This is a genomic window from Planobispora rosea (assembly GCF_014648175.1).
GTDB lineage: Bacteria > Actinomycetota > Actinomycetes > Streptosporangiales > Streptosporangiaceae > Planobispora > Planobispora rosea.
Genome location: NZ_BMQP01000012.1, coordinates 165,499 through 190,926, shown reverse-complemented (window position 1 = coordinate 190,926; position 25,428 = coordinate 165,499). Strand labels below are relative to the sequence as shown.

Sequence of the window (25,428 nt, the reverse complement as noted above, 5' to 3'; positions counted from 1 at the left end):
GGTGACGTCGGCGATGGGCCGGCGGCGCAGGCGTTCTGCATAGCACCCCGATCATGACGATCGAGCTGCGCGCCGTCGCGGAGGACGACCTGCCCTTCCTCAACCGGCTGACCAACGACCCCGACGGGGTGGGCCTCCACCAGTGGTACGGCCGGCACGCCCCCACCGGCATCGCAGGCGCCCGCAGGAGGACGGGCTGCTGAGGGCGGACGGCGGGGTTCTCCTGGTCGTCAAGGGAGGCGACCGGATCGGCTTCGTCTCATGGAGTAAGGCGATCATCACGAGAGCCGGTCACTGCTGGGAGATCGGGCTGATCCCGGCTCCGGAGTTCCGGGGCCGGGGCTATGGGACGCAGGCGCACAAACCCCTGGTGCGGTACCTGTTCGACCATTCGACGGTCCACCGGATCCAGGCCGGGACCGAGATCACCAACGTGGCCGAACAGCGGGCGCTGGAGAAGGCGGGATTCACCCGGGAGGGTGTCCTGCGCGGTGCCGGCTTCCGTGCGGGGAAATGGCATGACGGCGTGCGGTACAGCTTCCTGCGCTCCGATCTCCCCGATCCGGAACGCCCCTGATCATGGCTCCGACTCCGCCGGTGCCGTCACCGCGCCCCGGCCTGCCCGTCCGTCAGGGTCTCGGCGAGTTCGGGCCAGAGGAACGCCAGCGTGGCCGCTCCGCCGAGCAGCGTGTCGATCTCGGCTCTCTCGTCGCTGTCGTGCCAGCGGTCCTGGGGCAGACCGGTACCGAAGAAGATCACCGGTGCCCCCAGGGTCCCGGACAGCAGCTCGGCCGGGCCGCCGCCGCCGTTGCGCATCTGCCCGGCCACCGGGGCGCCGAACCCCCGCTCCATTGCCCGGCCCAGCGCCTCCAGCGCCGGATGGTCCGGCGGGGTGCGGTACGGCTCCTGCGCCGCCTCCAGCGAGATGCTCAGCTCGTAGACGACCTCGTCGCTGATCCGCTCGGCGACCCAGGTCTTCAACTGCTCGGCCGTCTCGGCCGCCTTCTGGTCGGGAACCAGCCGCAGGTTGACGTCCACCGAGGCCACCGAGGCGATCGCGCCCCGGGAGGGCCCGTCGGGATCACCGCCGATGAAGGCGAGGATCTCGGCCGCCGGGCGGGTCCAGGCCCGCTCCAGCACGCTGTAGCCGTCCTCGCCGCCGATGGTGCGGGTCTCGGTGCGCTCCAGCCAGTCGGCGTCGCTGTAGGGCAAGGCGTTGATCAGCTCCCGTTCCCGCCGCGTCAGCTCGACCACCCGGTCGTAGAAGCCGGGCAGCGTCACCCGGCCGTGCTCGTCGTAGAGCTGCGCCAGCAGCTTGCACAGCTCGGCGCACGGATTGGGCGCGACCCCGGAGACGGCGCCGCTGTGGATGTCCCGGTACGGCCCGAACACCTGGAGCTTGGCGCTGAGCATGCCGCGCAGCCCGGTGCAGACCGCAGGCGCCTGCGGCGACCACATCAAGGTGTCGGAGAACACGACCAGGTCGGCGTCGAGTTCGTCGCGGTGGTCGTCCAGCAACGCGGCCAGGTTGGGGGAGCCGATCTCCTCCTCGCCCTCGACGAGCAGCTTGAGGTTGACCGGCGGCGCGTCGCGTCCGCTCGCGGCCAGGTAGGCGCGCAACCCCCACAGGTGGGCCAGCACCTGTCCCTTGGCGTCGGAGGCGCCGCGGCCGTACATCTTGCCGTCGCGCACCTGCGGTTCGAACGGCAGCGACTCCCCCCAGACGTCGGCGCGTACGGCGCGTACGTCATGGTGGCTGTAGACGAGCACGGTCGGCGCGCCCGGTGCGGCGCACCAGGCGGCGTGCACCGCGGGCATTCCGCCCGGGGTCTGCCACAGCTCCACGACGGGGAACCCGATCTCACGCAGCCGGCCGGTCAGCCAGTTGGCCGAGCGCACCACGTCCATGCCGTGCTCGGGGTCGGAGGAGACCGAGGCGATGCGCACCCAGTCACCGAGCTCGCGCAGGAACTCCTGCCGGTACTCGCGAAGGAACCGCCGTACCGCCTCGTCGCCGTCGTCTGCCGTCATAACGGTGAGGCTAGGCGCGCGGATACCGGTCCCACCCCGGCGACATGCCGTTTTACCAAAGGCCGACGGGGCCGCCTCTGCCCTCGGTCTCGATGCGCTCCGCCGGGGAATCGGATACCCGGCTTCCGGAGCGGGTAGGAGTCGGTATCCGAGCGGTGACTCGGTGGGGGCATCGCGATGACCTCACTCGTCCGCTCGGTCCGGACGGCCCGGTCGATGACCGATGACTGGAGAGGTGGTCACGATGAGCCAGATGAGCCATGAGACGTTCGATCTGTCACCCGACCAGGCGGCGGTCTTCCAGGCCGTGTCCCAGCTGGAGAGCAGCGCCGACGGGCCGGGCCATCTGCCGCAGATCGCCCGGGAGGCGGGAGTCGGCCCGGAGCGTGCCCGTCAGGTGCTGGACGAGCTCACCCGCGAGCTGGGCCTGGTCATCGCGATGGACGATCCGCGGAACCCGGATGAGGGTCCGTTCTACCGGGTGCAGTCGTTGCGGTGAGCCGGAGGCGGCCAAGAGGTCGGCACCCGGGATGACCTGCGCCGCCGGTCCCGGGGTGAACAGCATGCGCGCCACCGCCCGGCCCTCACCACCTGTGCCATGGACGGCGCCGTCAGTGGGCGGCCAGGGCCACCTCACCGGCGCTCTGGCGGCTCAGCCACGCCACCACATCGCCCATGGCGCGCCGCTGGGCGTAGATCGCGCGCTGGCGGACCGCCCCCGAGCCCGAAACGCGCAGCCGGGCCAGCCCGTCGCGGACCGTGCCCAGGTCACCGGCCGTCTCCAGCGCCGCAGTGATGCGGGCGAGCAGGGCCTCGACCAGGTGCCAGGCCGGCACCAGCGCTCCGGTGATCAGATCCAGGCCCTGGCCTTCCAGGCCGTCGCGGGCCGCCCGCCAGTAGGCGGCCTCCAGCAGCGTCTCAGGTGGGCGCGGCGCGGGCCGCCCGGCGCGGATGTCGCTCAGCACGCTCATCACCAGCCCCCGCACGATCGCGGCGAACAGGGCGGCCTCATCAGCCGTGGCGCACACGTCGGCCACCCGCACCTCGACCGTGGGCAGGTGATGGGAGGGCCGTACCAGCCAGTACAGCATCCCCTCGTCCAGGATGGCGCCGGAGCCGATCAGCGACTCGACGGCCATCCGGTGTTCGGCGGCGTCCTGCAGATACGGCGGCAGGGCGGCGCTGGGCCAGCGTCCCCAGGTCATCGCCCGCCAGCTGGCATAACCGCTGTCGCCGCCGGCGGTGAAGGGGGAGTTGGCCGTCAGCGCCAGCAGCGTCGGCAGCCAGGGCCGCAGATGGTTGCCCACCTGCACCGCCTCCTCGCGCTCGGGCACCTCGATGTGCACGTGGCAGCCGCAGCATTTCTCGCCGCGGCAGGTGGCGCCGTAGGCGTGGGCGATGCGCCGGTAGCGGGCGTCGTCGGTGAGGGGGGCGTCGCTGGCCGAGTGCTCCAGCGGGGCCGTGCCGCAGGCCGCCAGCCGGCAGCCCGCCTGCCGTGCCGCGCCGGCCAGCTCAGCGCGCAGGCCGGTCAGCTGCCGCCGCAGCGCGGCCAGGTCGGTGTGCGGATGGGTGGCCGTCTCGATCTGGCAGGTGGCGATCTCCCGCTGTAGAAGCTCATGGGAACCGATCCCGGCCAGGATCTGCTCCACGGCCGGGACCGTCTGCCCGGTGTGCGGTTCCAGCAGGAAGAATTCCTCCTCCACCCCCATCGGTGGTACTTCCATGCCGCAAGACGAGCCGCGCCGTACCGATCGCGACGCGGCGGAGGCAGGGAACCCGCGAGCCTCGCACCGCCGCGCCGCCGAACGCCGTTGTGCCATCATGCCCACCCCCGACCGGCAACCGCCTGCATGGCTGCCTTGAGCTGCGATAACGGGCTGCCCTCCAACAGGCGCCTCACACCTTCACCCGCCTGCCCGGCCCGCACGGGTGGCGCTTGCCGCAAAGGGCCCGGACCTTCAGGTTCCGCCATGGCGAGCGGGTTTTCCCATGGCGAGACCGCCTCACCCCAATGGCGGCTCCTGTGCAGCGTGCGGCCCGGTGATGCTTACCCGGCCACGGGTGAAAGGCGGCGGAAAACAGAGGTTGCGCTCTGGGGCGACGGGTAGATCGCAGCTGCGGCCACCCCAGCCGGGGGCGGCCGTTCGCATGCGCGCACCGCCGAGCGATCGCAGCGGCCCCGGTGCTCGTGCCGGATGGTGACCGGCTGCCCATCACCGAGCCCACTGAAAGGATATGCAGTGATCAAGCGTGCCAAGCCGACCAAGAACGGTCAGGTCAAACTCACCTTCACCGTCCCGGCCGACCAGGTGTTCGGCGGGGTGTCGGTGGTCGGCGACTTCAACGACTGGGACCCCTACGCCCACCCGATGCAGCTGGCCGGCGACCGCTACCAGGTGAGCCTGACCGTCCCGGCCAGCCAGGAGATCTGTTTCCGGTACCTGGCCGCCGGCGGGGTGTGGTTCGACGACGCCGAGGCCGACTACCACGACCATCGGGGCGGCCACATCAGCCCGGCCATCGCGCAAAGCCCCGAAGTCGAGGCTTTCGATGACGCCCGTCACCTGAACGGGCACCGTGACCAAGCACCCGACCTGCGAAACAGCAGCCAGGCCGCGATCGAGGCCGAGATCGCCTCGACACCGGCCTGACCCGGCCCGCCAAGGACCGACCCGGCACACACGACCCCAGAAAGCAGCTGCGCCAAACGGTTCGCTTATAGAAGTCTTCGGTCCTGGTGCGGGTGTGCTGTCTCCACGGCCGAGTGCAGGCGGCCGGGTTCGCGGTGGTGGACATCTGTCCCCCGCGGACGCATCGGCCGTCTATGCCGAATGGCGCATCGCGACCGGTGCGCCGACCGTGCTCGCCTACGGCCACTGCGATGTGCCCGAGCTGAGCCGGCGGCGGACCGGTCTGCTCGGCCTGCGGGTGCGTGGCGGCCGCTTCCAGGCCCGGAGCACCCGTGACGCCAAGGCGAGGTGGGAAAGCCCCGTCGCGCTGCCGTCGGGGCCGTAAAGATTCTGTCGGGCAGGGGGTTGGCGGGCAGAAGGTCGGATACGTTGGAATCGAGTCCGGTCCCTGCCTTCAACAGCGAATCGACATCGACCTCGCCGGGATCACGTTCTTCGACGGGCGTGGCATCACTGCGCTCTTGAGGAGCCAGCAGGACGCCGCCGAGATCGACTGCCGCGTGGTGATCATCCGCGTCAGCCGGATCGTGCACCGGATCCTGGAAATCGTCGGGCTGCTGGAGCGGTTCAGCTCTCGCTGAGCCCTCACCGGTGCCCTTACCGCGGCCCGCGTTCTAGGACAGCGGGCGTCGTGACCGGTCACCGGCCGCGACGCCCGCTCAGCTCCCCGGTGTCGACCAGGTATCGGGCGATATCGTCCAGCTTGGTATTGGTCTGCTGGCTGGCGCGCACCAGCAGCGCGAACGCCTGCTCGGCGGTGATCCGGTGGCACTCCATCAAGATGCCCTTGGCCTGCCCGATCAGGTCGCGCATGGCGACGGCACGGGCCAGGTGCTCCTCCTGCTGGGCACCGGACATCGCCACCTCGGCGTGCGTGGCGAACAGCAGGCCCACGTGTTCGGACTCGTCGCCGAAGGCGTTCTTCCGGCATGAGTACAGGTTCAGCCCTCCCAGGTTGTCGTTCTGCACATACAGCTGAAACGACAGCATGCTCCGCACGCCGAGTTCGGCCGCGCGTTCGGTGAAGGCGGGCCAGCGCTCTTCCTCGGTCAGATCCGGCAACCGTACCGTCCGCTGGTCGTAGACGGCGTCCAGGCACGGCCCCTGGCCGGTCTCGCACTGGATCCGGTCCGTCTGAAGCTTGACGGCCAGATCATCATCCGACGCCCGGCCGCGATAACGCGATGACGGCCACCCCTGCCGCCCGTCACCTGCCGTGTCACCGCCGTCGTCGACCATGCTGTGCTGTCTCCCGTTGCTCCGGCGGCTCCGGACGGATGACTTCGCACCAACCGGAGCCTTGGCCGGGAAGGTGTGACGGCACCTTCCCGGCCCGACAGGCTTCCTGTCCGCCGGTGCGAGCCTGCTACCCCGCAAACCAGACATGATGTATCCCGGCGTGATCGAGCCGCCACCGGCGAACGAGCCGGGAACGACCTTTCAAGAGACGGCGGAGACAGGTGACGTCCTGGGCCGCTTCAGAAGCTTGAGACATGCGGGTCGCCCTGACGCGGCTCTCGCCGTATGGACTGTGCGCCCACCGGCCGGTCAGGCGGGCACCCTGCCGGCTCGGCGCCGCCTGCTGCGGTACTTGCGGGATCTCAGACCTGGTGCGGCCAGTGGTATCGCGCGTCGAGTTGATCCAGTTCGTCGGGGGCCAGCTCGGAGATGGCCCTGTCGTCCAGGTGCTCGCGTTCATGCAGGTCGCTCACGATGGTCTCGACCAGCGCGGGGTCGTCTTCGCCGAGGGTCCAGGTGATGTTGCGTCGGGCGGATTCGGCCAGTTCGGTGGCCATGAAGGGCTGCTCGTGCACGGTGGTTCCTCCTGTGCCGCTGGATCCGCTGTCGGGGACGGGTGGTGCGAGATGACGGCCGAGCAGACGGTCGCGTCCCCGGTTTCTGTGCCCGTCGGGCACGGCGACCGGGTGATGAATCCTCCGCGCCGGAGCCCAACGGAGTGGACCGCGGCCGGACTGCTCCTCCTGACGGCAAGAAACTCCACTTCCACCATATAGTGGACATTTCTCGCTTTTAAGCGGGGTGGCGGGATGTGGGTGCCAGAAACTCGGCCACCCTATGCGACCTGCACATACTCATGCATCAGCCCGCTGAGACGATCACGGCGGATGACCTCGATATCGGCCTCGACCGGGTCGGGCAGGGCTCGGAGCGGAGCGGCTTGCCTCAGGGATCGGTGCGGCCGGTGCTCGTTGAAGTGAGCCTCGTACGCGGTCAGCACCCGTCGTAGATGACGGGCGTTGACGATCAGCATCCGGTGAATAATAGTCAAGGATCCTATGTTTGCTCGCGTGTATCGCAACCCGGCCCCGCGAGATCGCCCAGGGGACCTCTTCCACGTCAGACCTCGCAGAAGGTCATCGGAACACCGAGAAAGCAGGTCTCTGAGGGCTGTCAGCCCTCAGAGGGTCGAATCCTCGGTGAGTCCTCGGTCAAGCCGCTCTTCCCGCCACACAAGCCCTCCGGCCTGGCACGGCGTACTTCCCCGGACCATGTATCCCTCGTGTCGTACTCCGGCCCGCATCCATCGCCCCGACGATCCGCCTCCTCACCCGATTTCCACACCAGGACGCCCCAGACACCTGAGACGTCGGTCCCGGCAGGCCGGACGCGTCAGCCGGAAGGCTTCAGGAGCGGGGGCGGAAGCGGCTCTGGCAGGGTCAGATGCACGCACGCGCCTTCATGCTGCCCACTTTCCATGCTCACCGTGCCACCGTGCAGGTCCATGATCTTCTCCACAATGGACAGGCCCACCCCGGTGCCTTCGACAGCCTGTTCCTCGGTCTGCGGAGCGCGGTAGAAATCCTCGAAGACGTGCAGCAGTTCCTCGGGCTCGACGCCGATACCGGTGTCGTGGACCTCCACGTGCGGCGCGGGGTCGGCGGTGACGATCACGTCGATGGCGCCGCCGGGCGGGGTGAACTTGACCGCGTTGTCCAGCACCTGCATCAGCGCGGTCTGCAATTGCTCGGCATCGCCCCACGCCGGTACCTGCTCCAAGGCGTGCAGGTTCAGCACCTGCTCCTTGAGCCGGGCGGCCGGGGCGGTCTGCTCAACTGCCTGGCGGGCGAGGTCGGCCAGGTCGATGCGGGCCGGGGTGAAGGCGGCGGTCTGGGCATTCAGGCTGGCCATCAGCAGCAGCGTGTCGATCAGGTGCAGCATGCGATCGCCGTTGCGCTCGATGACGTGGAGAAACCACCGCTCGGTGGCCTCATCCAGGCCGCCCTCCTGGACCAGTTCCAGATAGCTGCGGATCGAGGTCAGCGGCGTGCGCAGCTCGTGATTGATGTTGCACAGGAACTGGTCTTTGAGGTTTTCCAGGGCGTGCCGCTGCCGGGTGACCTCATCGGCCTGGTGGGCGCGGCCGTGCAGCTCCATCAACGTGACGGCGTGGGTGGCCAGGGTGTGCAGGGCCTGGCGCTGTCCGGCGTTCAACCGGCGCGGCTGGTGATCGGCCACGCACACCGTGCCCAGCGCGTGCCCGTGGCCGCTGATCAGTGGGGCCCCCGCGTAAAAGCGCAGATGCGGCTCGCCAGTGACCAGGGGATCGTCACGGAAGCGCGGATCGGCGCGGGCATCGGGCACCTCGTCACTCATCACACGCCTCCCCCGCGCTCCGCCTGATCGGCGTGTCCGTACGGGCAGATCTACCCGGTTTCGCCCTGAGGTTGTCCGCCGCCTGCGGCATGTCAGGCAAAGATCAGGACCGGACCGGTCCCGGACCCCGCTCACCACTTCGCCGATGTATCCTGCCCGCCCATGGCGGGCTGTGCCGTCTGCACCGATGATGGAGGGGTTCACAGTCCGCTCGTTGTGATCGGGTGACCGCTACGCGCGGGACCGGTGCGGCCGATGGTTGTTGTAGTGATCGGCATACTCGGTCAGCACCGACCGCAGGTGCCGTTCGTTGGAGATCAGCATGCTGCCAGGGCACTCGGCCCGTACGGTGCGACCCATCGCTCGGCGTAGCAGTGGCCCGCGGCGTGCGCGGCGGCGTCTTCAGCCCCCTCACGCCCGCGCCGGCGAAGACTGCGTCGAATGCGCCGGTGAACGTGGTACCTCGGTCACGAATGAGGAAGCGGAAGGCACTGACCTGGTCACCGAGGTTCATGAGCAGGTTGCGGGCCTGTTGAACCGTCCACGCTCCGGTCAGGTGGGCGGTCACACTGAGGATGTGCACGCGCCGGGTGGTGATTTCCATGACGAACAGCACATGCAGGCGCTTCAAGAACACCGTGTCGACGTGGAAGAGATCGACGGCCAGCAGCCCATGCGCCTGGGTGCGTAGAAAGGTCCTCCACGAGGTGCCGGTGTTTCGCGTAGCCGGACCGACCCGCCGGCTCCGCAGGATCCGCCGCATGGTCGCTTCACTCACGCGATAGCCGAGCCGGACCAGCTCGCCGTGCACCCGGCGGTATCCCCAGGCCGAGTTCTCCCGCGCCAGGCGCACCACCCGTTCCCGGATCTCCTTACCTGGTTGCCGTGCCCGGCGGGTACGGCAACCAGGGACGCGACCGTCCCGCTCGGCCGCCATCTCGCACCGCTCGTCCCCGACAGCGGATCCAGCGACACAGGAGGGCTCCACCGTGCACGAGCAACCCTTCTTGGTCACCGAACTGGCCGAGTCCGCGCGGCGCGACATCACCTGGACCCTCGGCGAAGACGACCCCGCGCGGGTCGAGACCAGCGTGAGCGACCTGCATGAACGCGAGCACCTGGACGACAGAGCCATCGTTGAGCCGGCTCCCGACGAGCTGGATCAGTCCGACGCGCGACACCACTGGCCGCACCGGGGCGGCCGGGATCGCTCGATCGATCCAGCCTGGCTTCGACCGGGCACCCTGACGCCGCAGCACCATCTCGACACCGGAGCGCGGTTGGGGATCACGCGCGTCAGGCGATCCCCAGAAAGGCTACGAACTGGACAGATGGCATTATCGGCAGGCGCACCGTCCAGCTCAGATCATCTTTTTCCGAGCGGATCCGTACACGTCAGTCTGATGCCGGAAGAGGTTTCCTCTACCGTGAAACGAGCGGTGGAACTTCCCCCCTCGGGCATCATCGCGTCATACAGGTCAGCGTTGTCGATCTCCACTACGCCGCCCGCCCTGCGGATCATCACCAGCATCATGGCTCGGATATCGGCATCACTGGGCTCGCTCATCGTGGCCTCCCGGCTCGATCCGCCGATCGTCCCCCGCCGTGCCCCAGCCGGTGGCACATCCACCGGCACCCGCGAACACGCTGCGGATCAGCGGCACCGGCCCACCTGGCCAAAGCCGCAACATCACAGTAGAGCGGACTTCCCGAAGGATACGATCTTCGATTCCAGCCTACCCCTTTTCCTCCGTTTCCCGCCCGACAGGATCCAGAAAATATGACAGCAGCCCCAAAAGGTGGCCAGAGCGAATAATTCAGTCAATGAGCGTGCAGGGCGGTGACCGGCGCCGAACCGACGCAACGACTCCGGCCTCAGCCGCCGGCGGCCGCGAACCTGGCACCGCAGCATCACTGCACCGTTCCAGGAACCAGACATACGCCCGGGAATATATTCATGACGCCGGGGCTGGTCGGAACCCTGTTTCCGCACGCCGTCGCCTGATGCCTGCTTCCGGAGCCACGCCGTTCCCCAGGAGATCTCCCTCGGATGAGGTAGGCTGGAGATTACCGAGGACATTTCGCACGTTGGCATTCAGGTCGGCGTCGCCCGCGGCGATAGACCGTTCGGGGTCCGCTGGAGGGCCTGGATAGGCCAGGCGATCATGACCATGACGCCAATGCTGCTTTCTCATCTCACACCGCTGGGCGCCGCCGCTGCCAGGGTTCCCACGGTCGATTCACCGGTCCGGATCAGTCTGGATCCCCTTCCCTGCCGGCGGGGCACCCTGGACGGGGCGTGGTGGCCGTACTCTCGTGACGCCGCCGCCGAACTGCCCGGGCTCATCGCCGCCGTCGATCAGCGACTCGGCCGGAACACGGTCCGCGTCGGCCTGCACCTGAACGCCTGGGAGCACATCCCGCGCCGCATCCCGGCCCGGGGACGTCAGATCAAGGTGGGATGGTTCCGCCACACCCACCCCCACCTGATCACGCTTATCCTCGCAGGTGCCGAGCCCGTCACCTTGCTGGTCATCACACCGGACACGGCGGCCGGTCCCGCCAGGTTCGCTCTCGCACTCGCCGCCGCAGGCACGCTCGGCCTCCGGCCGGCCGACATCGTCACCCTCGCGCGACGCTCCGCCGTACCGGCCGTCCGCGCCTTGGACGATGACGGCCCTGCCGGCTGGGAGAACGAGGGCGGACACCTCGCCGATCACCCGGCCGCGCCCTGACTTCCCGAGCCTGACCGGGCAGCCGGCTCAAGCGGCACCGATGTCGCGATCCGGCAGCCGGCCGGAAGTCGCCTCGCTTCTTCTGCTTCCTTCTCTTCTCCGATCGGAGAATCTCATGACCGTCGCCACAGCCTCCCCGCCCAGCGGGGTCGGCTCATCAGCTCCCACCGTCATCCGCCTGTCCGGGGAAATCGACATCCTCACCCGCACAGCACTTCGCCGCCGTCTGCTGAGTGCCCTGCACTACAGCACCAACCTGCTCGTCCTCGATCTGTCGGAGGTGTCGTTCTGCGACGCCTCCGGGCTGAGCGCGCTGATCGACGTCCAGCGCCGTGCCCGGACGCAAGGCATCACCCTCGTCCTGACCGCGCCGAGTCCGTGCATGTCACGGATCCTGCACATCACCGGCCTGGATCGCAGCATGCTGATGGCGGCGTGATCGGATGCGCGCTCACTCCCCCGCCGAAGCTTACGACGGGCGCTCGCCGTTCCCGCAGGCCGCGCAGCACCCCACCGCCCACACCGGGCAGGTGGCGTTGACAACCGCGATCGTGCTGACCCCGTTCCTGGCGTTGGCCGTCGGCGTCTGGCTGGCCTGGGGTAACGGGATCACCCTGACCGACCTGCTGCTGGCCGTCGCCTTCTACGTCGTGACCGGGTTCGGGGTCACGGTCGGCTTCCACCGGCTGCTGACCCACCGCTCCTTCACCGCCCGCCCTTGGCTGCGTGCCACCCTGGCGGTGGCCGGATCCATGAGCTTCCAGGGCAACCTCATCGACTGGGTCGCCGTGCACCGCCGCCATCACGCCTTCACCGACCGTCCCGGCGACCCGCACTCGCCCTACCGCTACGGCGCCCACCTCGGCGGGCAGCTGCGCGGCCTGGCCCACGCCCACCTGGGCTGGCTGTTCACCGACCAGCACGTCCCCGCCGGGCGTTACGCCCCCGACCTGCTCGGCGACCCGATGATGGTACGCATCGCGCGTGCCTTCCCCGTCCTGTGCGCCGCTTCCCTGCTCCTGCCGTTCGCGGCCGGGTGGGCGATCAGCGGCAGCCTGTACGGCGGGCTGACCGCGTTCTTATGGGCCGGCCTGGTCCGCATCGCCCTGCTGCAGCACGTCACCTGGAGCGTCAACTCCCTGTGCCACATGATCGGCGACCGGCCCCACGCCACCCGCAAGCACGATCGCTCGACCGACCTGTGGCCGCTGGCGGTGCTGTCCTTCGGAGAGAGCTGGCACAACGGCCACCACAGCCAGCCCAGTTGCGCCCGCCACGGTCGCGGCCGGCGCCAGATCGACCCCTCGGCCACCCTCATCCGCCTGTTCGAACGCCTGCGCTGGGCCGACCACGTGCACTGGCATACCCCTGGCGACCTCCAGCGTCCTCGGACTGTGGCGAGCATCCACTCCCTGCGCACCGGCACAAGCCCGACCAGCGCCGTCCCCCAGCTGACCGGCCACCGTAATGGCGTCCGCCGCGGCGACCAGCGTCGGCCCGCCCCGTACCGACGCCCGTAAGCGAGCTCACCAGGAACCGGGTGCGGGTATGCCCGGACACAACGGCCAGTGCCGATTCCCTGTCAGCTGGATTCTGCCCGGGACCGGAATCTCCGCTGACCGGGTACCGGGGGTTACTGCTTTTTCGCCACCGGGGGCAGACCGATCAGGTGTGCTTTCGGCGCGGTGGAGCCGCTGGTGGCGGTAGTGATCAGAGCGGCGGTGGATTCGGCGGCGGCCTGGACCCCCTGCGGGTAGACGCTGGTATAGGTGTCGCGGGTGGTTCCAGATCAGGGTGCGGTCCAGCAGTTCACGGCGGCAGGTCTGGATCCACCGCTCCATGATCGCATTCATCCGGGGGATCTCCGGATGCCGGTCGTAACGACGCGAAGTCCGGTATCGGCCAGCACCGCGTCGAAGGCCGCAGTGAACGAAGACGTACAGCCGGGCCCCGGTCAGGGTGCGGACTTCGAAGAAGTCGCACGCCGGCAGGGCGTACGCCTGGCTGCGTAAGAAATCGGCCCAGGCGGTGTGCTGCCGCTCGGGTGACGGGTCGATGCCGTGAACCTTCAAGATCTCCCACACGGTGGAGGCGGCGACCGTGACGCCGAACCCAGCCAGCTCGCCGTGGATACGCCGGTACCCCCAGCAGGGATTCTCCCGGGCCAGACGCAGCACCAGCAGACGGATGGAGGAGATGGTACGCGGACGCCCTCGACGCCGGGGCGTGCAGGCCGCGGCGGCGTGGATCTCACGGCTCCGAGACTCGAGGTACGTGATCACCAGTCAGCGCTCTGGCCTGCGCGGATGAATTTCCGGCCCCCGCAAGACCAGGCGAAGGACCCCTGCACGACACGATCCGGATCCGCGAGACCACCGGGCCTCGGCTCCAGTGCCCACGGTATTTCCCACCACCCGGGCAAGGGTCGTGCGTACGCCCGAAGACATGACCGCCGCCCATGACTACGACGACGTGCACCACCTCGTCGGGCAGCTGACCCCCGGCCAGCTGGTCGAGGTCTGCGCCCACGCGCTCCGGCTGGTCACCGGCCGCCGGACCTTCGTGCCGTGGAGCGAGCTCAGGCGCACCGCCGCCCGCCTGCCGCGCATCGACTACGCCGAGTTCCGCAGCGACGTCGACGCCGCGATCGACTCCGACAGGTAGAGGAGACGGAGAGACACAAGAACCGATCTTTCCTGAGCCGCCGCATCAGGTCGATATGAAGGTCAAACACCATGCGATGACTTTTGAAGCGGTACAGGTGTACGGCCCGGCGGCCATGGCCGTCCTGCTGTCCGCAACGTCGAACGAGACCCGTGGACGAGTCATTTCTCTATGGAGCGCCACAGCCGCCTTCAGTCTCGGTGTCTCCTCCGCCGTCACCGGCATGTTCATCGACCGGCTGGGCGTGACCACGGTGTTCGTCGCTCTTGGCTCGATCATGGCGATCGCCGGTGGTGTCTGGCTGGTTGCGCGCCATCCGCACGTCCCGGAGCGGTAGGCGAGTCATCCCGGTCGATGTGGTCGGCGTGATAGAGGCCCTGGCTCAGCAGCCGGCGTACATGCTCGTCGGCGGCGCTGTAGTAGACGAACGTGCCCTCGCGGCGGCCCTTGACCAACCCGGCAAGGCGGAGTTTGGCCAGGTGCTGGCTGACCGCGGTGGGGGCGGCGTCGGCGAGCTCAGCCAGACAGGCGACGGACGACTCGCCCTGCAGCAGCGCCCAGAGGATCTTGATGCGGGTGGGGTCGGACAGCAGCCGGAACGACTCGGCGGCCAGGTGCACCTGCTCCTCACTGGGCATCTCGAAGTCGGGCAGCGAGGTGTGCATGACGCCAGCATATAGCTCTCGACCTTATTGTTTGCGTATATGCGTAGCTGCGCATATACGATGCTCCGGTGACCGAGCTGAGAACCTCCCCCACCCCTGAGACCACAGTCGTTCCCACGACGCGGAATATGACGTCATGGCGGTCGGCCATGTGGTCGCTACCCGAGGTGCACTGGGCGGCGGTCGCCACCGCGCTGTTCGCCGCCGGCGGCCTGTGTCAGTTGGCCGGAACCCCGCCGTGGCTGTGGTGGACCCTGTATCTGGCCTGTTACGCCGCCGGGGGCTGGGAGCCGGGCCTGGCCGGGCTGCGGGCGCTGCGCGAGCGGACGCTGGACGTGGACCTGCTGATGGTCGTCGCGGCGATCGGCGCCGCCGCGATCGGGCAGGTCCTCGACGGCGCGTTGCTGATCGTCATCTTCGCCACCTCCGGCGCACTGGAGGCCGTGGCCACCAAGCGCACCGCCGACTCGGTACGCGGCCTGCTGGACCTGGCTCCCGAGCGGGCCACCCGGCTCACCGTTACCGGGAACCGGGCGGCGGAGGAGGTGGTGGAGGCAGCCGTACTGCGGGCCGGTGAGGTGATCCTGATACGGCCGGGCGAGCGGATCGGCGCCGACGGCCACGTCATCACCGGGCATAGCGACGTCGACCAGGCGAACATCACCGGCGAGAGCCTGCCGGTCGACAAGCAACCCGGCGACGAGGTCTTCGCCGGAACCCTGAACGGCACCGGCGTGCTGCACGTGCGGGTGACGCGCCCGGCCGCCGAGAGCGTCATCGCCCGGATCGCAGCCCTGGTGGAGCAAGCCAGCACCACCAAGGCACGCACCCAGCTGTTCATCGAGAAGGTCGAACAACGCTACTCCGTCGTCATGGTCGCCGCCACGGTGGCGCTGTTCGCCCTGCCGCTGCTGTGGGGCGCCGACGTGCAAGACAGCCTGCTACGCGCGATGACCTTCATGATCGTCGCTTCTCCGTGTGCGCTGGTGCTGGCCACCATGCCACCGCTGCTGGCCGCGATCGCCACCGCCGGACGGCACGGGGTGCTGGTCAAGTCCGCACTCGTGATGGAGCGGCTCGGCACCGTCACCCGGGTGGCTTTTGACAAGACCGGCACCCTGACCGAGGGCCGTCCGCACCTGGCCGAGGTCCGCCTGCTGCCCGGTGCCGCCACGGGCCGCACCGGGGGCCTTACCAAGGAGCGGTTGCTGGCGCTGGCGGCCGCCGCCGAGCAACCCTCGGAGCATTCCCTGGGCCGCGCCGTGGTACGGGCCGCCCACGCGGCCGGTCTAGCGATCGCACCGGCGGACGAGTTCGCCTCCGAGCCCGGCCGGGGCGTGCGTGCCCGCGTCGGCGGCCTGCTCGTCGAGGTCGCCGGCCCCACCGGTCCCCGGCACGACCGGAACCGGGCCGCACACGAGGCGATCACTGATCTGCAGAACAGTGGATACACCGCCGTCGTGGTCCGCCTCGACGGCACGGCTGTCGGTGTGCTGGCCCTGGCTGACCAGATCCGCCCCGGCGCCGCCGAGGCCGTCACCCGCCTGACCGTCCTGACGGGTGCCGCGCCTGTACTGCTGACCGGCGACAACGCGCCAGCCGCCGTCCAACTGGCCGGTCAGGCGGGCATCGGCGACGTGCGCGCCGAACTGCTGCCCGAGGACAAGGTGAACGCTGTGACCGACCTGCAGCGCCGCGGTGCCCGGGTGGCGCTGGTCGGTGACGGCGTCAACGACGCCCCCGCCCTGGTGACCGCTCACGTCGGCATCGCGATGGGCCGTGCCGGATCCGACCTTGCGTTGGACACCGCCGACGCGGTCATCACCCGCGACGAGCTGACCGCCGTTCCCACCGCCATCGCGCTGGCCCGGCGCGCCCGGCGCATCGTGATCGCCAATCTCGTTATCGCGGCCGCCTTCATCACCGTCTTGGTCACCTGGGATCTGTTCGGCGAGCTGCCCCTCCCGCTCGGCGTGGCCGGGCACGAAGGCTCCACCGTCATTGTCGCCCTCAACGGGCTGCGCCTGCTGCGCGACACCGCCTGGTACCGCGCCGCCGGTCCCATCCGCCCTCGGAAGTGAGCACCGCGAGTGCCGAATATTCATCCGCGCAAGCTGCAGCTGCTGCACACTCCGCGATGACCCGTTGGAAGAGACCGCCCAGTGAACGCACCGAGCAGAACGCAGAGCCGCGACGATCGTGACTGCGTCCAGGGGGGAAGGCCCTGTACCGCTTCAAAACTCATCGCATAGGGCTTGATCTGGGAGTTCTCTGGAACGGCTACGCGGCTCGGTGGTAGGCGTCGATCGGCCCGCTGAACGCCCTCGGGCGTTCGATCCGGCCTTCCAGCGGTACGACGGTCCGCTCGTCGTGATCGGGTGGTCGCTGCGCGCGGGACTGGTGCGGTCGATGCCCGTTGTAGTGAGCGGCATTCTTGGTCAGAACGGACCGCAGGTGCCGTTCGCTGGAGATCAGCATGCGGTCGGTGCACTCGGCCCGTACGGTGCGCACCCACCGCTCGGCGTAGCAGTTCGCCGGCGCCGTTCGAGGCGGCGGTGCCAGGCCAGCGGGGTGCCCGGCGTCAGCAGCCGGTGAGCCCGCAACCCGGGCGGCACGAGCGGGGAGCACCAGGTGACCGTCGCCCGCTCCCGCTCGGTCCTGGGCCCCTACGAGCCGGGATCGACTACCCGGCCGGCGACGTCGGTCCCTTCCCGGCACCGAGGTTCTCGGGTGGGTTGTACCCGGTCTGCGGCCGGACCGGTCGGCCGCAGGCACCGGGTCACATCAGGTAACGCAACCACAGGTACGGCGCGACCAGCGTGACGGTCACCACCGTGACGATCAGGCCGTACTTGGTGAACTGCCAGAAACTGATCGGCGTGCGGTTGCGCGCGGCGATGCCGAGGACGACCACGTTGGCCGCGGCGCCCACCGCGGTGGCGTTGCCGCCCAGGTCGGCGCCGAAGGCCAGTGACCACCACAGCACCTGGGCCGTCTCGTTGCCTCCGTTGGCCTGGACCAGCTGCTCGACGATCGGGCTCATGGTCGCCACGTACGGGATGTTGTCGACGATGGCCGACAGTCCGGCCGAGGCGCCCAGCAGACCCATGGTGGTCAGCTCCAGCTGACCGGCGGTGGCATCCACCGCGGCCTGCGACAGCTGTCCGATGACGCCGGTCTCGACCAGGGCGCCGACCATGACGAACAGACCGGCGAAGAACACCAGGGTGGGCCACTCCACCTCGGCGATGGCCTGCTCGGTGGTGACCTTGGTGGCGGCCACCAGGATCCCGGCGCCCAGAATCGCCACCACCGACGGCTCGTAGTGCAGCACCGGGTGCAGCACGAAGGCGGCCATCACCAGCGCGAGCACCGCCAGGCTCTGCCACAGCAGCCGCCGGTCGGCGATCGCCTCGCGCTCGTCCAGCGCCATGATCTGCGCCGCCCGCTCGGGGTCGTAGCTGAAGGAGCGGCCGAACATCAACCAGCACAGCCCGACGAACACGACCATGAGCCCGATCACCATGGGCGCCATGTGCACCAGGAAGTCGTTGAAACTCAAGTTCGCCCGGCTGGCGATGATGATGTTGGGCGGATCGCCCACCAGGGTGGCGGCCCCGCCGATGTTGGAGGCCATCGCCTCGGCGATGAGGAACGGCGCCACCGGCAGCGCCAGGCGCTCGCACACCAGAAACGTCACCGGCGCGATCAGCAGCACGGTGGTGACGTTGTCCAGCAGCGCCGAGGCACCCGCGGTGATGAGCACCAGCAACACCATCAGCCGGAACGGCCTGCCGCGGGCTTTCTTGGCGGCCCAGATCGCCAGATACTCGAAGACACCGGTCTCCTTGAGCACCCCGACGATGACCATCATGCCCAGCAGCAGGAAGACGACGTTCCAGTCGATGCCGGCGTGCTCGGAGAAGAACGCCGCCTCCGCGTCGGTGGCGTGGATGGCCAGCATGATGCCGGCGCCGCCGAGGGCGGCGGCGACCCGGTGGATCTTCTCCGTGGCGATCAGCGCGTACGCGCCCAGAAACACCGCCACCGACACCCAGGCGAGTACGCTCATCCGGCCAGCGCCCGCTCCAGCAGCGCCTGCAGCGTGACCACGCCGGCCAACCGCCCCTGCTCCAGCACGGCCACCAGCGGGCTGTGCGTGCGGGCCATCAGCGCGGCCAGCTCCAGAACGGTGGCGTCGGGGTCGGCGACCGGCAGTTCACGCAGCTCACGTGGCCGGGGCGGCAGGCACTCGCGCACCGTCCGGCCGCTCAGGGCGCGCAGGAACCCGTCGGCATGGGCTTCATCGACCACCCGGGCCAGGGCCGGATCATCCTGGCAGTAGGCGGGCACGGCCAGGGCCAGCACCTCGGTGCCGGGCAGGATGGCCAGCGGCGAGCCGTCGTGATCGACCACGATGAGGCCGGGCAGGTCCTGCTCGGCGAGCAACCTCGCCGCGTCGATGACGGGTGAGTCCAGTCCCACCACCGGGAAATCGGCAAGCAGATCACGAGCGCGCACGGCACATCCTTCAGTCAGCGAGTCATCACATGCCGACCAGACTTCCCGGCGCACCTGCCGTCACCGTATCAGGCGCCACCGGGATGAAACGGTCTTGACCATTACGTGGGAGAGACGCGTCCTCCCCCGCCCCGGTGAGGCTACGGTGATCCGTCGCCGTCCGGCTCCTTGCCGCGCAGGCGGGCGCGGACCCGGCCGGCGGCGCCGTACCAGGCGGGCACCTCACGCTCGTCGTCGAACCAGCGCGCCACGACGATGTCGGTGGACGAGTGCAGCAGGATCGACAGCACGATGGTCACCGCGACCAGCTGGAAGACCTCGTCCGCCGCGGCGATGCCCGAACCCAGCACGATCAGGCCGTACACCACCGAGGCGAAACCCTTGGGGCCGAACCAGGCCACCGCGGCCTGCTCGCGCACCGACAGCCCGGAGCCCAGGAAGGAGATCCAGATCGCGACCGGCCGGGCCAGCACCAGTGCCAGCACCGCGAACAGCCAGCCGCGCCAGCCGACCGCGCCCAGCAGGGCCGGGGTGATGAGCGCGCCGAAGACCAGCAGCGCGGCCAGTTTGAACAGCTCGGCGATCAGCTCGCCGAAGTGCTCGAAGGACTCGCGCTGCCGCCGGCCGAAGGTGGCCACCGTGATGCCCGCGGCGAAGGCGGCCAGGAACAGGTTGCCGTGGGTGGCCTTGCCCAGCGCCAGCACCAGCAGACCGATGGCCAGCGCGTTGAGCGGCTCGTACTGGGTGGAGGCGGAGAACCAGCGGGTCTGCTCCAACTTGATCGCCGCCCACGGTACGGCGACGCCGATCAGCACGCCGAGGCCGAGCTCCAGGCCGAGCTCTCCCAGGTGCAGATCGGCCGATCCGGCGGCCACGGCCAGAAACACCATGACGAACGGCAGCGCCAGGCCGTCGTTGATGCCGGACTCGACGTTGAGCAACTGGCGCAGCCGGGGCGGCACCTTCTCGTTGCCGACCAGGGCGGCCGCGAAGACCGGGTCGGTGGGGGCGAGGATCGCCCCGATGAGCAGGGACTCGATCCACCCCAGGCCGATCAGGTAGTGCGCGCCCAGTGCGGTGATGACCAGGGTGAGCGGCAGGCCCCAGCCGAGCGCGCGCCCGGGCAGCCGCCAGGCGCTGCGCAGCTCGGCCCAGCCCAGGCGCATGCCGTCGGTGAACAGCACGGCGAACAGCGCCAGCTCGGCCAGCATGCCGACGGCCTCGTCCGCGGCGCTGATCGACACCACGCCCAGGACGCCGTCGCCGAGCATGAACCCGGCCACCAGAAACAGCGCCGCCGTGGACAGGATCGTGCGGTGGGCCAGGCTGGACAGCAGCACCGCCAGCAGCAGCACGCAGGCGAACACGGTCAGGAATGCGCTCATCGGAGGGTCTTTCCCGCCGGGGATACCGGCTGCCGTCGCACCATGAGAACGCCTCCGATCCGGTCAGATCACCATCGCATTGCCGACCAGACTTCCCGGCGCACCGCCCCCAACCGTAACAGCAGGCGACCGGCGAGGAACGGACGGGACCGGCGGTCAGCGAAGTCTCCTTCGATGGAGTCCGCCAGTCCGGCAGTCCGGCAGTCCGGCAGTCCGGCGGTTCGGCAGTCCGCCAGTCCGCCAGTCCTCACCAGGCGCAGGGCGGGTTGCCGACGGCCTGTCGGGAGGCGGCCCACAGGCGTTCGCTGCACGTGGGACTGGTGCGGGACGCGCTATTTGGCGACGGCCTCGCGTACGGCCGGGGCGATCTCTCCCGCCCAGCGGCCGAGCGTGACGGGGTCCGGCATGCCGTGGTCGGCCGCGAAGAGCGTGAAGCCCGACGCACCGTGCTCCAGCACGGCGCCGGTCAGCTCCTCTGCCCACTGGCCGACGGAGCCGCCGATCCAGCGGCCGTCGCGGTCGCGTGTGGCGGGCAGCGGCCGGTCGGTGATGCGCCCGGGGAAGTTGAAGACCGTACGGATCTCGCGCGGATCGCGGCCCGCGGCCGCCGCCGCCTCGTCGATGATCGGCCGCGACGTACGGTAGCGCTCGCTGAGCCAGTCCGCGGCGTGGCCGGGGATCCAGCCGTCGGCCACCCGGCCGGTGGCGGCCAGGGACTTCGGGCCGACCGACCCGGTCCACACCGCAGGCGCGGCCACCGGGGCCGGCTCGATCCGCTCCACCCGGTAGTGCCGGCCGCGGAAGGTCACCGGCGGCCCGCCGCCCGACAGCAGCTTGACCAGGACGATCGCCTCCTCGAAGGCGTCCACGGCGTCGCCGGGTGAGAGCCTCGGCACCCCCATGTCGGAGATCCGATCCCACAACCCGCCCGCGCCCATGCCCAGGACGATCCGGCCCTCCGACAGCGCCGCCAGCGACGTCACCGTCCGCGCCAGCATGGGGGCGGGCCGGGTCGGCAGGTTGGTGACGTTGGCCAATCCCGCGATGCGCTCCGTCCGCCCGAGGACGAATCCGAGTGCGGCGTAGGCGTCCAGGCGCCCGCCGATGTAGGGATGGTCCGACAGGGAGAAGACGTCGAGCCCGTCACGGTCGGCCTGCCGGATCGTGCGCAGCAGTTCCGGCATCTCGCCGATGCCGCTGTGCGCGCCGAAGCCGAAGACGACGTCCTGTGCAGACACTGCCTCACCTCTCAAAGAAGATGCTCACCGGGCGTGTGCTTCCGGCGCGTGCTGGGGTGCTGGGGGTGCTGGGGAGCCGGGCTCCGCTGCGGCCCGGCCGGGTGCGGTCCGTCTCAGGCCGCGCCGAACTGCTCGGTGAAACGGCCGGTGAACAGGTCGGCCCCCTTGTACGCCGAGACCGTCTCGGCCGGGACGACGATCGGCCCCTCGGGGCCGGGCAACTGGCCGACGCCTCCGCGCGGGCCGAGGGGCAGCAGGATCATGGGGTGGGGCAGCGGCCGGTAGGTGGCCGTCGGCCGCTCGCCGCGCAACTGGGCGAGGATGTTCCGGGCCACCACCTCGGCGTGCTGCATCGCGTATCCGGCCATCTTGGCCTCGTCGACGTCGGTGATGTCGCCGATGGCGTAGACGTGCTCGTAGCCGCGCACATTGAGGGCGTCGGTGACGGCCACCTGCCCCGAGGGCGTGCGCGTCGTCAGCTCGCCTCCCGCGAGATAGTCGCTGTTGATCCGTACGCCGTGCGCGCGGAACCAGATGTCGGCGGTGATCTCGTCTCCGGCGGTGGTGGCGACGGTGAACGTTCCCGCCTGACCGGGCTCGGTCACCGGGGGCGCGCTCAGGCCGGTGCCCAGCCGCAGGTCGATGCCCAACTCGTCGAGCTGGCGGTGCAGTTCGTCGCGCATCTCGGCGGGGAAGGCCGGAAGGAGCCGCTCGACGGGGTCGACGATGGTCACGTGCTTGTACGGCCACGCCTCCTTGATCTCGCCGGCCAGTTCCAGTCCGACCGGTCCGGCGCCGAGGATGAGCACCCGCTCGGAGTCGGCCAGCTCCTTGTGGGTCCGTAGCAGGTCGTCCATGGCCTCTGCGGTGGAGTCGGAGGCGGGCTTGGCCGGGTAGGCGTAGCTGGAACCGGTGGCGAGAACCAGGTAGTCGGCCTCGATCCGCCGGCCCGAGGCCAGGGTGACGCCGCGGGGGTCCGCCGCGACCGCCCGCTCGCGCACCACTGTGCCGCGCCTGAGCCACTGCTCGTAGGGGAAGAACATGCGGGCCGCCCAGCCGGGCTGTGTCAGCGCCCGCAGCGAGCCCGCGGAGTTGACGAACGCCTCACGCGGTTCGATGAGGACGACGTCGGCCACAGGGTCCAGTGCCTTGGCGAGTGCGGAACCACCGTAACCGCCGCCGATGATGACAACCGTACGACTCATTTCTGACACTCCGCTCCCGGAAAGAGGGTTGAAGTTCGTATCACGAACCATATTAGTTCGTGATACGAACTTCAACCCTCTTTCCGGTCAGCGTGGGTGGTCCGGTTCCATGAACACGCTGGGCACCTTGTTCTCCTCCACGACGCGGCCGAGCAGGGCTGCGAGCGTGTCGCGCTCCTCGGGGGCGAACCCGGCGGTCAGCTCCTCGATGCGGCGGCAGGTCTCGGCGTAGAACTCCTCGACCAGCTTGGCCCCCCGCCGGGTGAGCGCCACGCGAACCGCGCGGGAGTCGCGCGGGTCGGGCCTGCGCTGGACCAGGCCGTTGCGTTCACTGCGGTCGACCAGGCCGGTCAGGCTCGACTTGGCCAGGCCGAGCATCGCACCCAGCTCGCTCATGCCGTACGGCTGCGGCATGAGGACGCACAACAACTGGCCCTGCTGCTGGGTCAGGCCGTACTCGCGGGCGGACGCTGCGTACACGGCGTCCACCAGGAAGGCGGAGCGCACCAGCGCGGCCACCACCCCGATCGGACCGTCAACATGCTCACTCACCGGCCAAGGGTAACAAATTCGCAGGACGAACTAACGTCTTACTTTCTGCCGGAGCGCACCTGGGGGATGCGCCCGGCGGACCGCAGGGGAGGGCGCCGCGGGTCGGGCAGGGCGAGGCAGAGGGCCTCCAGCGCGGCGGTGATCGCGTGCTCGGGTGGTGTGCCGTATCCGATGACCAGGCCGTCGCGCGGCGGCATCGTGCTGCCGGGATGCAGGTAGGGGCCCAGGCCGTCCAGAGCGATGCCGAGGCGGCGTGCGGCGCGAAGGGTCGCCTGCTCGGTGCCCGGAGGGAGTTCGAGGACGGCGTGCAGTCCTGCCGCGATGCCGCTGACCGTGATGTGCGGGGCGCGTTCGGCGAGCACGGCGGTGAGCATGTCCCGGCGGCGCCGGTAGATCCTGCGCATCCGGCGCAGGTGACGGTCGTAGGCGCCGCTCGCGATGAAGTCGGCGAGCGTGAGCTGGTCCGTCACACCCGACCACAGTTCACGCGGGCCCTTGGCCGCGACGATGTCGTCCACCAGCCGGCCCGGCAGCACCATCCAGCCGAGCCGGAGCGCGGGCGACAGGCTCTTGCTCGTCGATCCGAAGTACACCACCCGATCGGGATCGAGGCCCTGGACGGCGCCGACCGGCTCGCGGTCGTAGCGGAACTCCCCGTCGTAGTCGTCCTCAAGCAGCAGGCCGCCCGTGGTGCGTGCCCAGTCGATGACCGCGGTCCGGCGCCGCGGGTGCAACGCCCCTCCGGTGGGGTACTGGTGCGCGGGCGTCAGCAGGACGGCCCGCGCGCCGGTGGCCGCGAGCTCCTCGATCCGTGCGCCGTGGGCGTCCACGGCGAGCGGCACGGTCGCCAGACCCGCGTCGGTGAGGACCGAGCGGTGGAAGTCGAGTCCGTACGACTCGACCGCGACGGGGCCGCGCAGCACCTGGCACACCAGCCGGAGCCCCTGGGCGAAGCCCGAGCAGATCACGATGCGGTCCGGGTCGCTGCGCACGCCTCTGGTGCGCGCCAGGTATTCCGCCAGCGCCCGGCGCAACTCCGGTCGGCCCCGGGGGTCGCCGACGCCGAACGCCTCGCTGGGCGCGCCGGCCAGCGCGCGCCGGGCCGAGGCGATCCAGGAGGAACGGGGGAAGGCGGAGGCGTCGGGGGAACTGGGCATCAGGTCGTACGCCGGTCCGCGGCGGGCCGGGCGGGCGGACAGGCCCCGCCGATCGGGTTCCAGTGGCACGGCGCGGCGCGCGACGTGGGTGCCGGATCCCTGACGGGCGATGAGCCATCCTTCCTCGATGAGTTCCGAGTACGCGGCGGCGGCGGTGTTGCGGGCGATGCCCAGATCGAGGGCGAGAGCGCGGTAGGGGGGAAGCCGGGTGCCGGACGCCAGCCGTCCCGAACGGATCGCCTCGCGCAGGGCCCGGATCAACCGCACTCGCGCGCCGCCCTCGCCGGTGAGCTCCAGATGCAGGTCGCTGCCGCTCTTCGAACCGGCGCTCCCCTCCTCGCATCGGTCCGGACGGCCGGCACGCCAGGAATTGACCCACGAATCATCCACGCGAATGCACCATACTTCCGGTCACTCTCGATCTTAGGTTCAGGGGCATGACGAACATCGCCGTTTCCCCGCGCATGGACTTCTCCGATGTCGCTCCCCGGGTCTTCAAGGCCGTTCTGTCCCTGGACGCCGCAGCCCGCGAAGGTCTGGACCCGGCCCTGCTCGAACTGGTGCAGATCCGCGCCTCCCAGATCAACCGGTGCGCGTACTGCATCGACTACCACACCGGTGACGCACGCCGGGCGGGTGAGAGCGAGGCGCGCATCTACCAGCTGAGCGCGTGGGAGGAGTCCAGCCTCTACACCGCCGAGGAGCGGGCGGCCCTCGCGTTGACCGAAGCGATCACCCTGCTCCCCCACGGGGTCTCGGACGCGGTGTACGACGAGGCGGCGCGGCACTTCGACGACAAGGAGCTCGCCCAGCTCATCGCGCTGATCTTCACGGTCAACGTGTGGAACCGCATGAACGTGACCACGCGCAAGACCCCCGGAACCGAGTGACCGCACCCGCGCCTCCGTTCTCTCCGACTCCGGGCGGTGGCCGTGTCCCCCGCGGCCACCGCCCTTTCGCATGACTCCTC

The 25,428-nt window shown here is 69.8% G+C and carries 32 protein-coding genes; 15 read left to right on the top strand and 17 right to left on the bottom strand.

The genetic code is table 11. The features are described from left to right. The first annotated feature begins 53 nt into the window (after positions 1-53). Positions 54-203, top strand: coding sequence for a hypothetical protein (locus tag IEZ08_RS39570; RefSeq protein WP_203863182.1), 150 nt, complete (start codon positions 54-56; stop codon positions 201-203). Beyond that, positions 143-577 carry a GNAT family N-acetyltransferase gene (locus tag IEZ08_RS14795; protein WP_203863181.1) on the top strand — a complete coding sequence of 145 codons (435 nt, stop codon included), beginning with the start codon at positions 143-145 and terminating at the stop codon, positions 575-577. The genes IEZ08_RS39570 and IEZ08_RS14795 overlap by 61 nt, the downstream gene beginning before the upstream one ends. 26 nt (positions 578-603) lie before the next feature. Here IEZ08_RS14795 and IEZ08_RS14790 read toward each other — a convergent pair whose 3' ends face one another. Beyond that, entirely contained in the window at positions 604-2,031 is a 1,428-nt protein-coding gene (locus tag IEZ08_RS14790; RefSeq protein ID WP_068927913.1) for a M20/M25/M40 family metallo-hydrolase, read from the bottom strand. Positions 2,032-2,275: 244 nt separating this feature from the next. Here IEZ08_RS14790 and IEZ08_RS14785 point away from each other — a divergent pair, with 244 nt between their 5' ends. Beyond that, positions 2,276-2,530: a hypothetical protein gene (locus tag IEZ08_RS14785; RefSeq protein WP_189242319.1), complete on the top strand. Its 255-nt coding sequence runs from the start codon at positions 2,276-2,278 to the stop codon at positions 2,528-2,530. Between the two features lie 112 nt (positions 2,531-2,642). Here the strand turns inward: IEZ08_RS14785 and IEZ08_RS14780 are convergent, their stop codons facing one another. After that, positions 2,643-3,755: a carboxylate-amine ligase gene (locus tag IEZ08_RS14780; protein WP_189242318.1), complete on the bottom strand. Its 1,113-nt coding sequence runs from the start codon at positions 3,753-3,755 to the stop codon at positions 2,643-2,645. Between the two features lie 516 nt (positions 3,756-4,271). Here IEZ08_RS14780 and IEZ08_RS14775 point away from each other — a divergent pair. The 3 genes from IEZ08_RS14775 to IEZ08_RS40245 all read left to right on the top strand — a co-directional run bounded on the left by IEZ08_RS14775 (position 4,272) and on the right by IEZ08_RS40245 (position 5,302). Next, positions 4,272-4,682 (top strand): isoamylase early set domain-containing protein, encoded by a 411-nt coding sequence (locus IEZ08_RS14775; protein WP_068927916.1) that lies wholly within the window; start codon positions 4,272-4,274, stop codon positions 4,680-4,682. Positions 4,683-4,776: 94 nt separating this feature from the next. Further along, positions 4,777-5,046, top strand: coding sequence for a hypothetical protein (locus tag IEZ08_RS14770; RefSeq protein ID WP_189242331.1), 270 nt, complete (start codon positions 4,777-4,779; stop codon positions 5,044-5,046). Then, positions 4,964-5,302, top strand: coding sequence for an STAS domain-containing protein (locus IEZ08_RS40245; RefSeq protein ID WP_084780776.1), 339 nt, complete (start codon positions 4,964-4,966; stop codon positions 5,300-5,302). Before IEZ08_RS14770 ends, IEZ08_RS40245 begins: the two co-directional genes overlap by 83 nt. Positions 5,303-5,360: 58 nt before the next feature. Here IEZ08_RS40245 and IEZ08_RS14760 read toward each other — a convergent pair whose 3' ends face one another. From IEZ08_RS14760 to IEZ08_RS14740, 5 genes are all read right to left on the bottom strand, one after another. Beyond that, positions 5,361-5,960, bottom strand: a complete 600-nt coding sequence (locus tag IEZ08_RS14760; protein WP_189242317.1) for a GAF and ANTAR domain-containing protein — start codon at positions 5,958-5,960, stop codon at positions 5,361-5,363. 362 nt (positions 5,961-6,322) lie between these two features. Continuing rightward, positions 6,323-6,535 (bottom strand): hypothetical protein, encoded by a 213-nt coding sequence (locus IEZ08_RS14755; protein ID WP_189242316.1) that lies wholly within the window; start codon positions 6,533-6,535, stop codon positions 6,323-6,325. 260 nt (positions 6,536-6,795) lie between these two features. Next, a complete protein-coding gene (locus tag IEZ08_RS14750) occupies positions 6,796-6,993 on the bottom strand; it encodes an integrase core domain-containing protein (RefSeq protein WP_189242315.1) in 198 nt (65 codons plus the stop codon). Between the two features lie 359 nt (positions 6,994-7,352). Continuing rightward, a complete protein-coding gene (locus IEZ08_RS14745; protein ID WP_189242314.1) occupies positions 7,353-8,336 on the bottom strand; it encodes a GAF domain-containing sensor histidine kinase in 984 nt (327 codons plus the stop codon). A gap of 231 nt (positions 8,337-8,567) precedes the next feature. Further along, on the bottom strand, positions 8,568-8,660 hold the full coding sequence (locus IEZ08_RS14740; RefSeq protein ID WP_176728633.1) for an integrase core domain-containing protein: 93 nt from the start codon (positions 8,658-8,660) through the stop codon (positions 8,568-8,570). Between IEZ08_RS14740 and IEZ08_RS14735 the strand changes: the two genes are divergently transcribed. The 5 genes from IEZ08_RS14735 (at position 8,647) to IEZ08_RS14715 (ending at position 12,591) form a co-directional block, all read left to right on the top strand. After that, positions 8,647-9,027, top strand: coding sequence for a hypothetical protein (locus IEZ08_RS14735; protein ID WP_176728634.1), 381 nt, complete (start codon positions 8,647-8,649; stop codon positions 9,025-9,027). The two genes, IEZ08_RS14740 and IEZ08_RS14735, sit on opposite strands and share 14 nt — an antisense overlap. Before the next feature lie 298 nt (positions 9,028-9,325). Then, entirely contained in the window at positions 9,326-10,120 is a 795-nt protein-coding gene (locus IEZ08_RS14730) for a hypothetical protein (protein WP_141704298.1), read from the top strand. Between the two features lie 396 nt (positions 10,121-10,516). Then, positions 10,517-11,071, top strand: coding sequence for a DUF5994 family protein (locus tag IEZ08_RS14725; RefSeq protein WP_068927921.1), 555 nt, complete (start codon positions 10,517-10,519; stop codon positions 11,069-11,071). A 115-nt stretch (positions 11,072-11,186) separates the two neighbouring features. Then, positions 11,187-11,510 (top strand): STAS domain-containing protein, encoded by a 324-nt coding sequence (locus IEZ08_RS14720; RefSeq protein ID WP_068927922.1) that lies wholly within the window; start codon positions 11,187-11,189, stop codon positions 11,508-11,510. 4 nt (positions 11,511-11,514) lie between these two features. Further along, on the top strand, positions 11,515-12,591 hold the full coding sequence (locus IEZ08_RS14715) for an acyl-CoA desaturase (protein WP_189242313.1): 1,077 nt from the start codon (positions 11,515-11,517) through the stop codon (positions 12,589-12,591). A gap of 6 nt (positions 12,592-12,597) precedes the next feature. Here IEZ08_RS14715 and IEZ08_RS40625 read toward each other — a convergent pair whose 3' ends face one another. Then, positions 12,598-13,353: a helix-turn-helix domain-containing protein gene (locus IEZ08_RS40625; protein ID WP_373294351.1), complete on the bottom strand. Its 756-nt coding sequence runs from the start codon at positions 13,351-13,353 to the stop codon at positions 12,598-12,600. A gap of 163 nt (positions 13,354-13,516) precedes the next feature. Here IEZ08_RS40625 and IEZ08_RS14710 point away from each other — a divergent pair, with 163 nt between their 5' ends. Next, a complete protein-coding gene (locus IEZ08_RS14710; RefSeq protein ID WP_068927923.1) occupies positions 13,517-13,735 on the top strand; it encodes a hypothetical protein in 219 nt (72 codons plus the stop codon). 55 nt (positions 13,736-13,790) lie between these two features. Then, positions 13,791-14,072, top strand: coding sequence for an MFS transporter (locus IEZ08_RS14705; RefSeq protein WP_141704299.1), 282 nt, complete (start codon positions 13,791-13,793; stop codon positions 14,070-14,072). Here IEZ08_RS14705 and IEZ08_RS14700 read toward each other — a convergent pair. Next, complete coding sequence (locus IEZ08_RS14700) at positions 14,011-14,400, bottom strand: ArsR/SmtB family transcription factor (protein WP_068927924.1); 390 nt, start codon at positions 14,398-14,400, stop codon at positions 14,011-14,013. The genes IEZ08_RS14705 and IEZ08_RS14700 overlap by 62 nt on opposite strands. Before the next feature lie 128 nt (positions 14,401-14,528). On the opposite strand from IEZ08_RS14700, the gene IEZ08_RS14695 reads away from it, so the two are divergent. Beyond that, positions 14,529-16,481 carry a heavy metal translocating P-type ATPase gene (locus IEZ08_RS14695; RefSeq protein ID WP_189242312.1) on the top strand — a complete coding sequence of 651 codons (1,953 nt, stop codon included), beginning with the start codon at positions 14,529-14,531 and terminating at the stop codon, positions 16,479-16,481. Positions 16,482-16,680: 199 nt separating this feature from the next. Here the strand turns inward: IEZ08_RS14695 and IEZ08_RS14690 are convergent, their stop codons facing one another. The 8 genes from IEZ08_RS14690 to pdxR form a co-directional block, all read right to left on the bottom strand. After that, positions 16,681-17,028: an integrase core domain-containing protein gene (locus tag IEZ08_RS14690; RefSeq protein ID WP_189242311.1), complete on the bottom strand. Its 348-nt coding sequence runs from the start codon at positions 17,026-17,028 to the stop codon at positions 16,681-16,683. A 151-nt stretch (positions 17,029-17,179) separates the two neighbouring features. Beyond that, entirely contained in the window at positions 17,180-18,472 is a 1,293-nt protein-coding gene (locus IEZ08_RS14685) for an ArsB/NhaD family transporter (protein ID WP_068927927.1), read from the bottom strand. Then, positions 18,469-18,921: a CBS domain-containing protein gene (locus tag IEZ08_RS14680; RefSeq protein WP_068927928.1), complete on the bottom strand. Its 453-nt coding sequence runs from the start codon at positions 18,919-18,921 to the stop codon at positions 18,469-18,471. The genes IEZ08_RS14685 and IEZ08_RS14680 overlap by 4 nt, the downstream gene beginning before the upstream one ends. 140 nt (positions 18,922-19,061) lie before the next feature. Beyond that, positions 19,062-20,306: a cation:proton antiporter gene (locus IEZ08_RS14675; RefSeq protein ID WP_068927929.1), complete on the bottom strand. Its 1,245-nt coding sequence runs from the start codon at positions 20,304-20,306 to the stop codon at positions 19,062-19,064. 332 nt (positions 20,307-20,638) lie between these two features. Next, positions 20,639-21,544: an LLM class flavin-dependent oxidoreductase gene (locus IEZ08_RS14670; protein WP_068927930.1), complete on the bottom strand. Its 906-nt coding sequence runs from the start codon at positions 21,542-21,544 to the stop codon at positions 20,639-20,641. A gap of 113 nt (positions 21,545-21,657) precedes the next feature. Next, the gene (locus IEZ08_RS14665) at positions 21,658-22,749 is read right to left on the bottom strand and encodes an NAD(P)/FAD-dependent oxidoreductase (protein ID WP_189242310.1); all 1,092 of its coding nucleotides are present in this window, start codon (positions 22,747-22,749) and stop codon (positions 21,658-21,660) included. Between the two features lie 87 nt (positions 22,750-22,836). Continuing rightward, entirely contained in the window at positions 22,837-23,301 is a 465-nt protein-coding gene (locus IEZ08_RS14660; protein WP_068927932.1) for a MarR family winged helix-turn-helix transcriptional regulator, read from the bottom strand. Positions 23,302-23,339: 38 nt separating this feature from the next. Next, on the bottom strand, positions 23,340-24,848 hold the full coding sequence (gene pdxR, locus IEZ08_RS14655; protein ID WP_189242309.1) for a MocR-like pyridoxine biosynthesis transcription factor PdxR: 1,509 nt from the start codon (positions 24,846-24,848) through the stop codon (positions 23,340-23,342). Between the two features lie 47 nt (positions 24,849-24,895). Between pdxR and IEZ08_RS14650 the strand changes: the two genes are divergently transcribed. Beyond that, complete coding sequence (locus IEZ08_RS14650) at positions 24,896-25,348, top strand: carboxymuconolactone decarboxylase family protein (protein WP_203863179.1); 453 nt, start codon at positions 24,896-24,898, stop codon at positions 25,346-25,348. Positions 25,349-25,428 lie beyond the last annotated feature (80 nt).

Coding starts and splice junctions, on each gene's coding strand:
- IEZ08_RS14780 (WP_189242318.1), bottom strand. CDS start 3,755: ATGGAAGTACCACCGATGGGGGTGGAGGAGGAATTCTTCCTGCTGGAA.
- IEZ08_RS14745 (WP_189242314.1), bottom strand. CDS start 8,336: ATGAGTGACGAGGTGCCCGATGCCCGCGCCGATCCGCGCTTCCGTGAC.
- IEZ08_RS14785 (WP_189242319.1), top strand. CDS start 2,276: ATGAGCCAGATGAGCCATGAGACGTTCGATCTGTCACCCGACCAGGCG.
- IEZ08_RS14715 (WP_189242313.1), top strand. CDS start 11,515: ATGCGCGCTCACTCCCCCGCCGAAGCTTACGACGGGCGCTCGCCGTTC.
- IEZ08_RS14695 (WP_189242312.1), top strand. CDS start 14,529: ATGACGTCATGGCGGTCGGCCATGTGGTCGCTACCCGAGGTGCACTGG.
- IEZ08_RS14675 (WP_068927929.1), bottom strand. CDS start 20,306: ATGAGCGCATTCCTGACCGTGTTCGCCTGCGTGCTGCTGCTGGCGGTG.
- IEZ08_RS14665 (WP_189242310.1), bottom strand. CDS start 22,749: ATGAGTCGTACGGTTGTCATCATCGGCGGCGGTTACGGTGGTTCCGCA.
- IEZ08_RS14710 (WP_068927923.1), top strand. CDS start 13,517: ATGACCGCCGCCCATGACTACGACGACGTGCACCACCTCGTCGGGCAG.
- IEZ08_RS39570 (WP_203863182.1), top strand. CDS start 54: ATGACGATCGAGCTGCGCGCCGTCGCGGAGGACGACCTGCCCTTCCTC.
- IEZ08_RS14720 (WP_068927922.1), top strand. CDS start 11,187: ATGACCGTCGCCACAGCCTCCCCGCCCAGCGGGGTCGGCTCATCAGCT.
- IEZ08_RS14725 (WP_068927921.1), top strand. CDS start 10,517: ATGCTGCTTTCTCATCTCACACCGCTGGGCGCCGCCGCTGCCAGGGTT.
- IEZ08_RS14650 (WP_203863179.1), top strand. CDS start 24,896: ATGACGAACATCGCCGTTTCCCCGCGCATGGACTTCTCCGATGTCGCT.
- IEZ08_RS14740 (WP_176728633.1), bottom strand. CDS start 8,660: ATGCTGATCTCCAACGAACGGCACCTGCGGTCGGTGCTGACCGAGTAT.
- IEZ08_RS14705 (WP_141704299.1), top strand. CDS start 13,791: ATGAAGGTCAAACACCATGCGATGACTTTTGAAGCGGTACAGGTGTAC.
- IEZ08_RS14700 (WP_068927924.1), bottom strand. CDS start 14,400: ATGCACACCTCGCTGCCCGACTTCGAGATGCCCAGTGAGGAGCAGGTG.
- IEZ08_RS14685 (WP_068927927.1), bottom strand. CDS start 18,472: ATGAGCGTACTCGCCTGGGTGTCGGTGGCGGTGTTTCTGGGCGCGTAC.
- IEZ08_RS14750 (WP_189242315.1), bottom strand. CDS start 6,993: ATGCTGATCGTCAACGCCCGTCATCTACGACGGGTGCTGACCGCGTAC.
- IEZ08_RS14790 (WP_068927913.1), bottom strand. CDS start 2,031: ATGACGGCAGACGACGGCGACGAGGCGGTACGGCGGTTCCTTCGCGAG.
- IEZ08_RS14760 (WP_189242317.1), bottom strand. CDS start 5,960: ATGGTCGACGACGGCGGTGACACGGCAGGTGACGGGCGGCAGGGGTGG.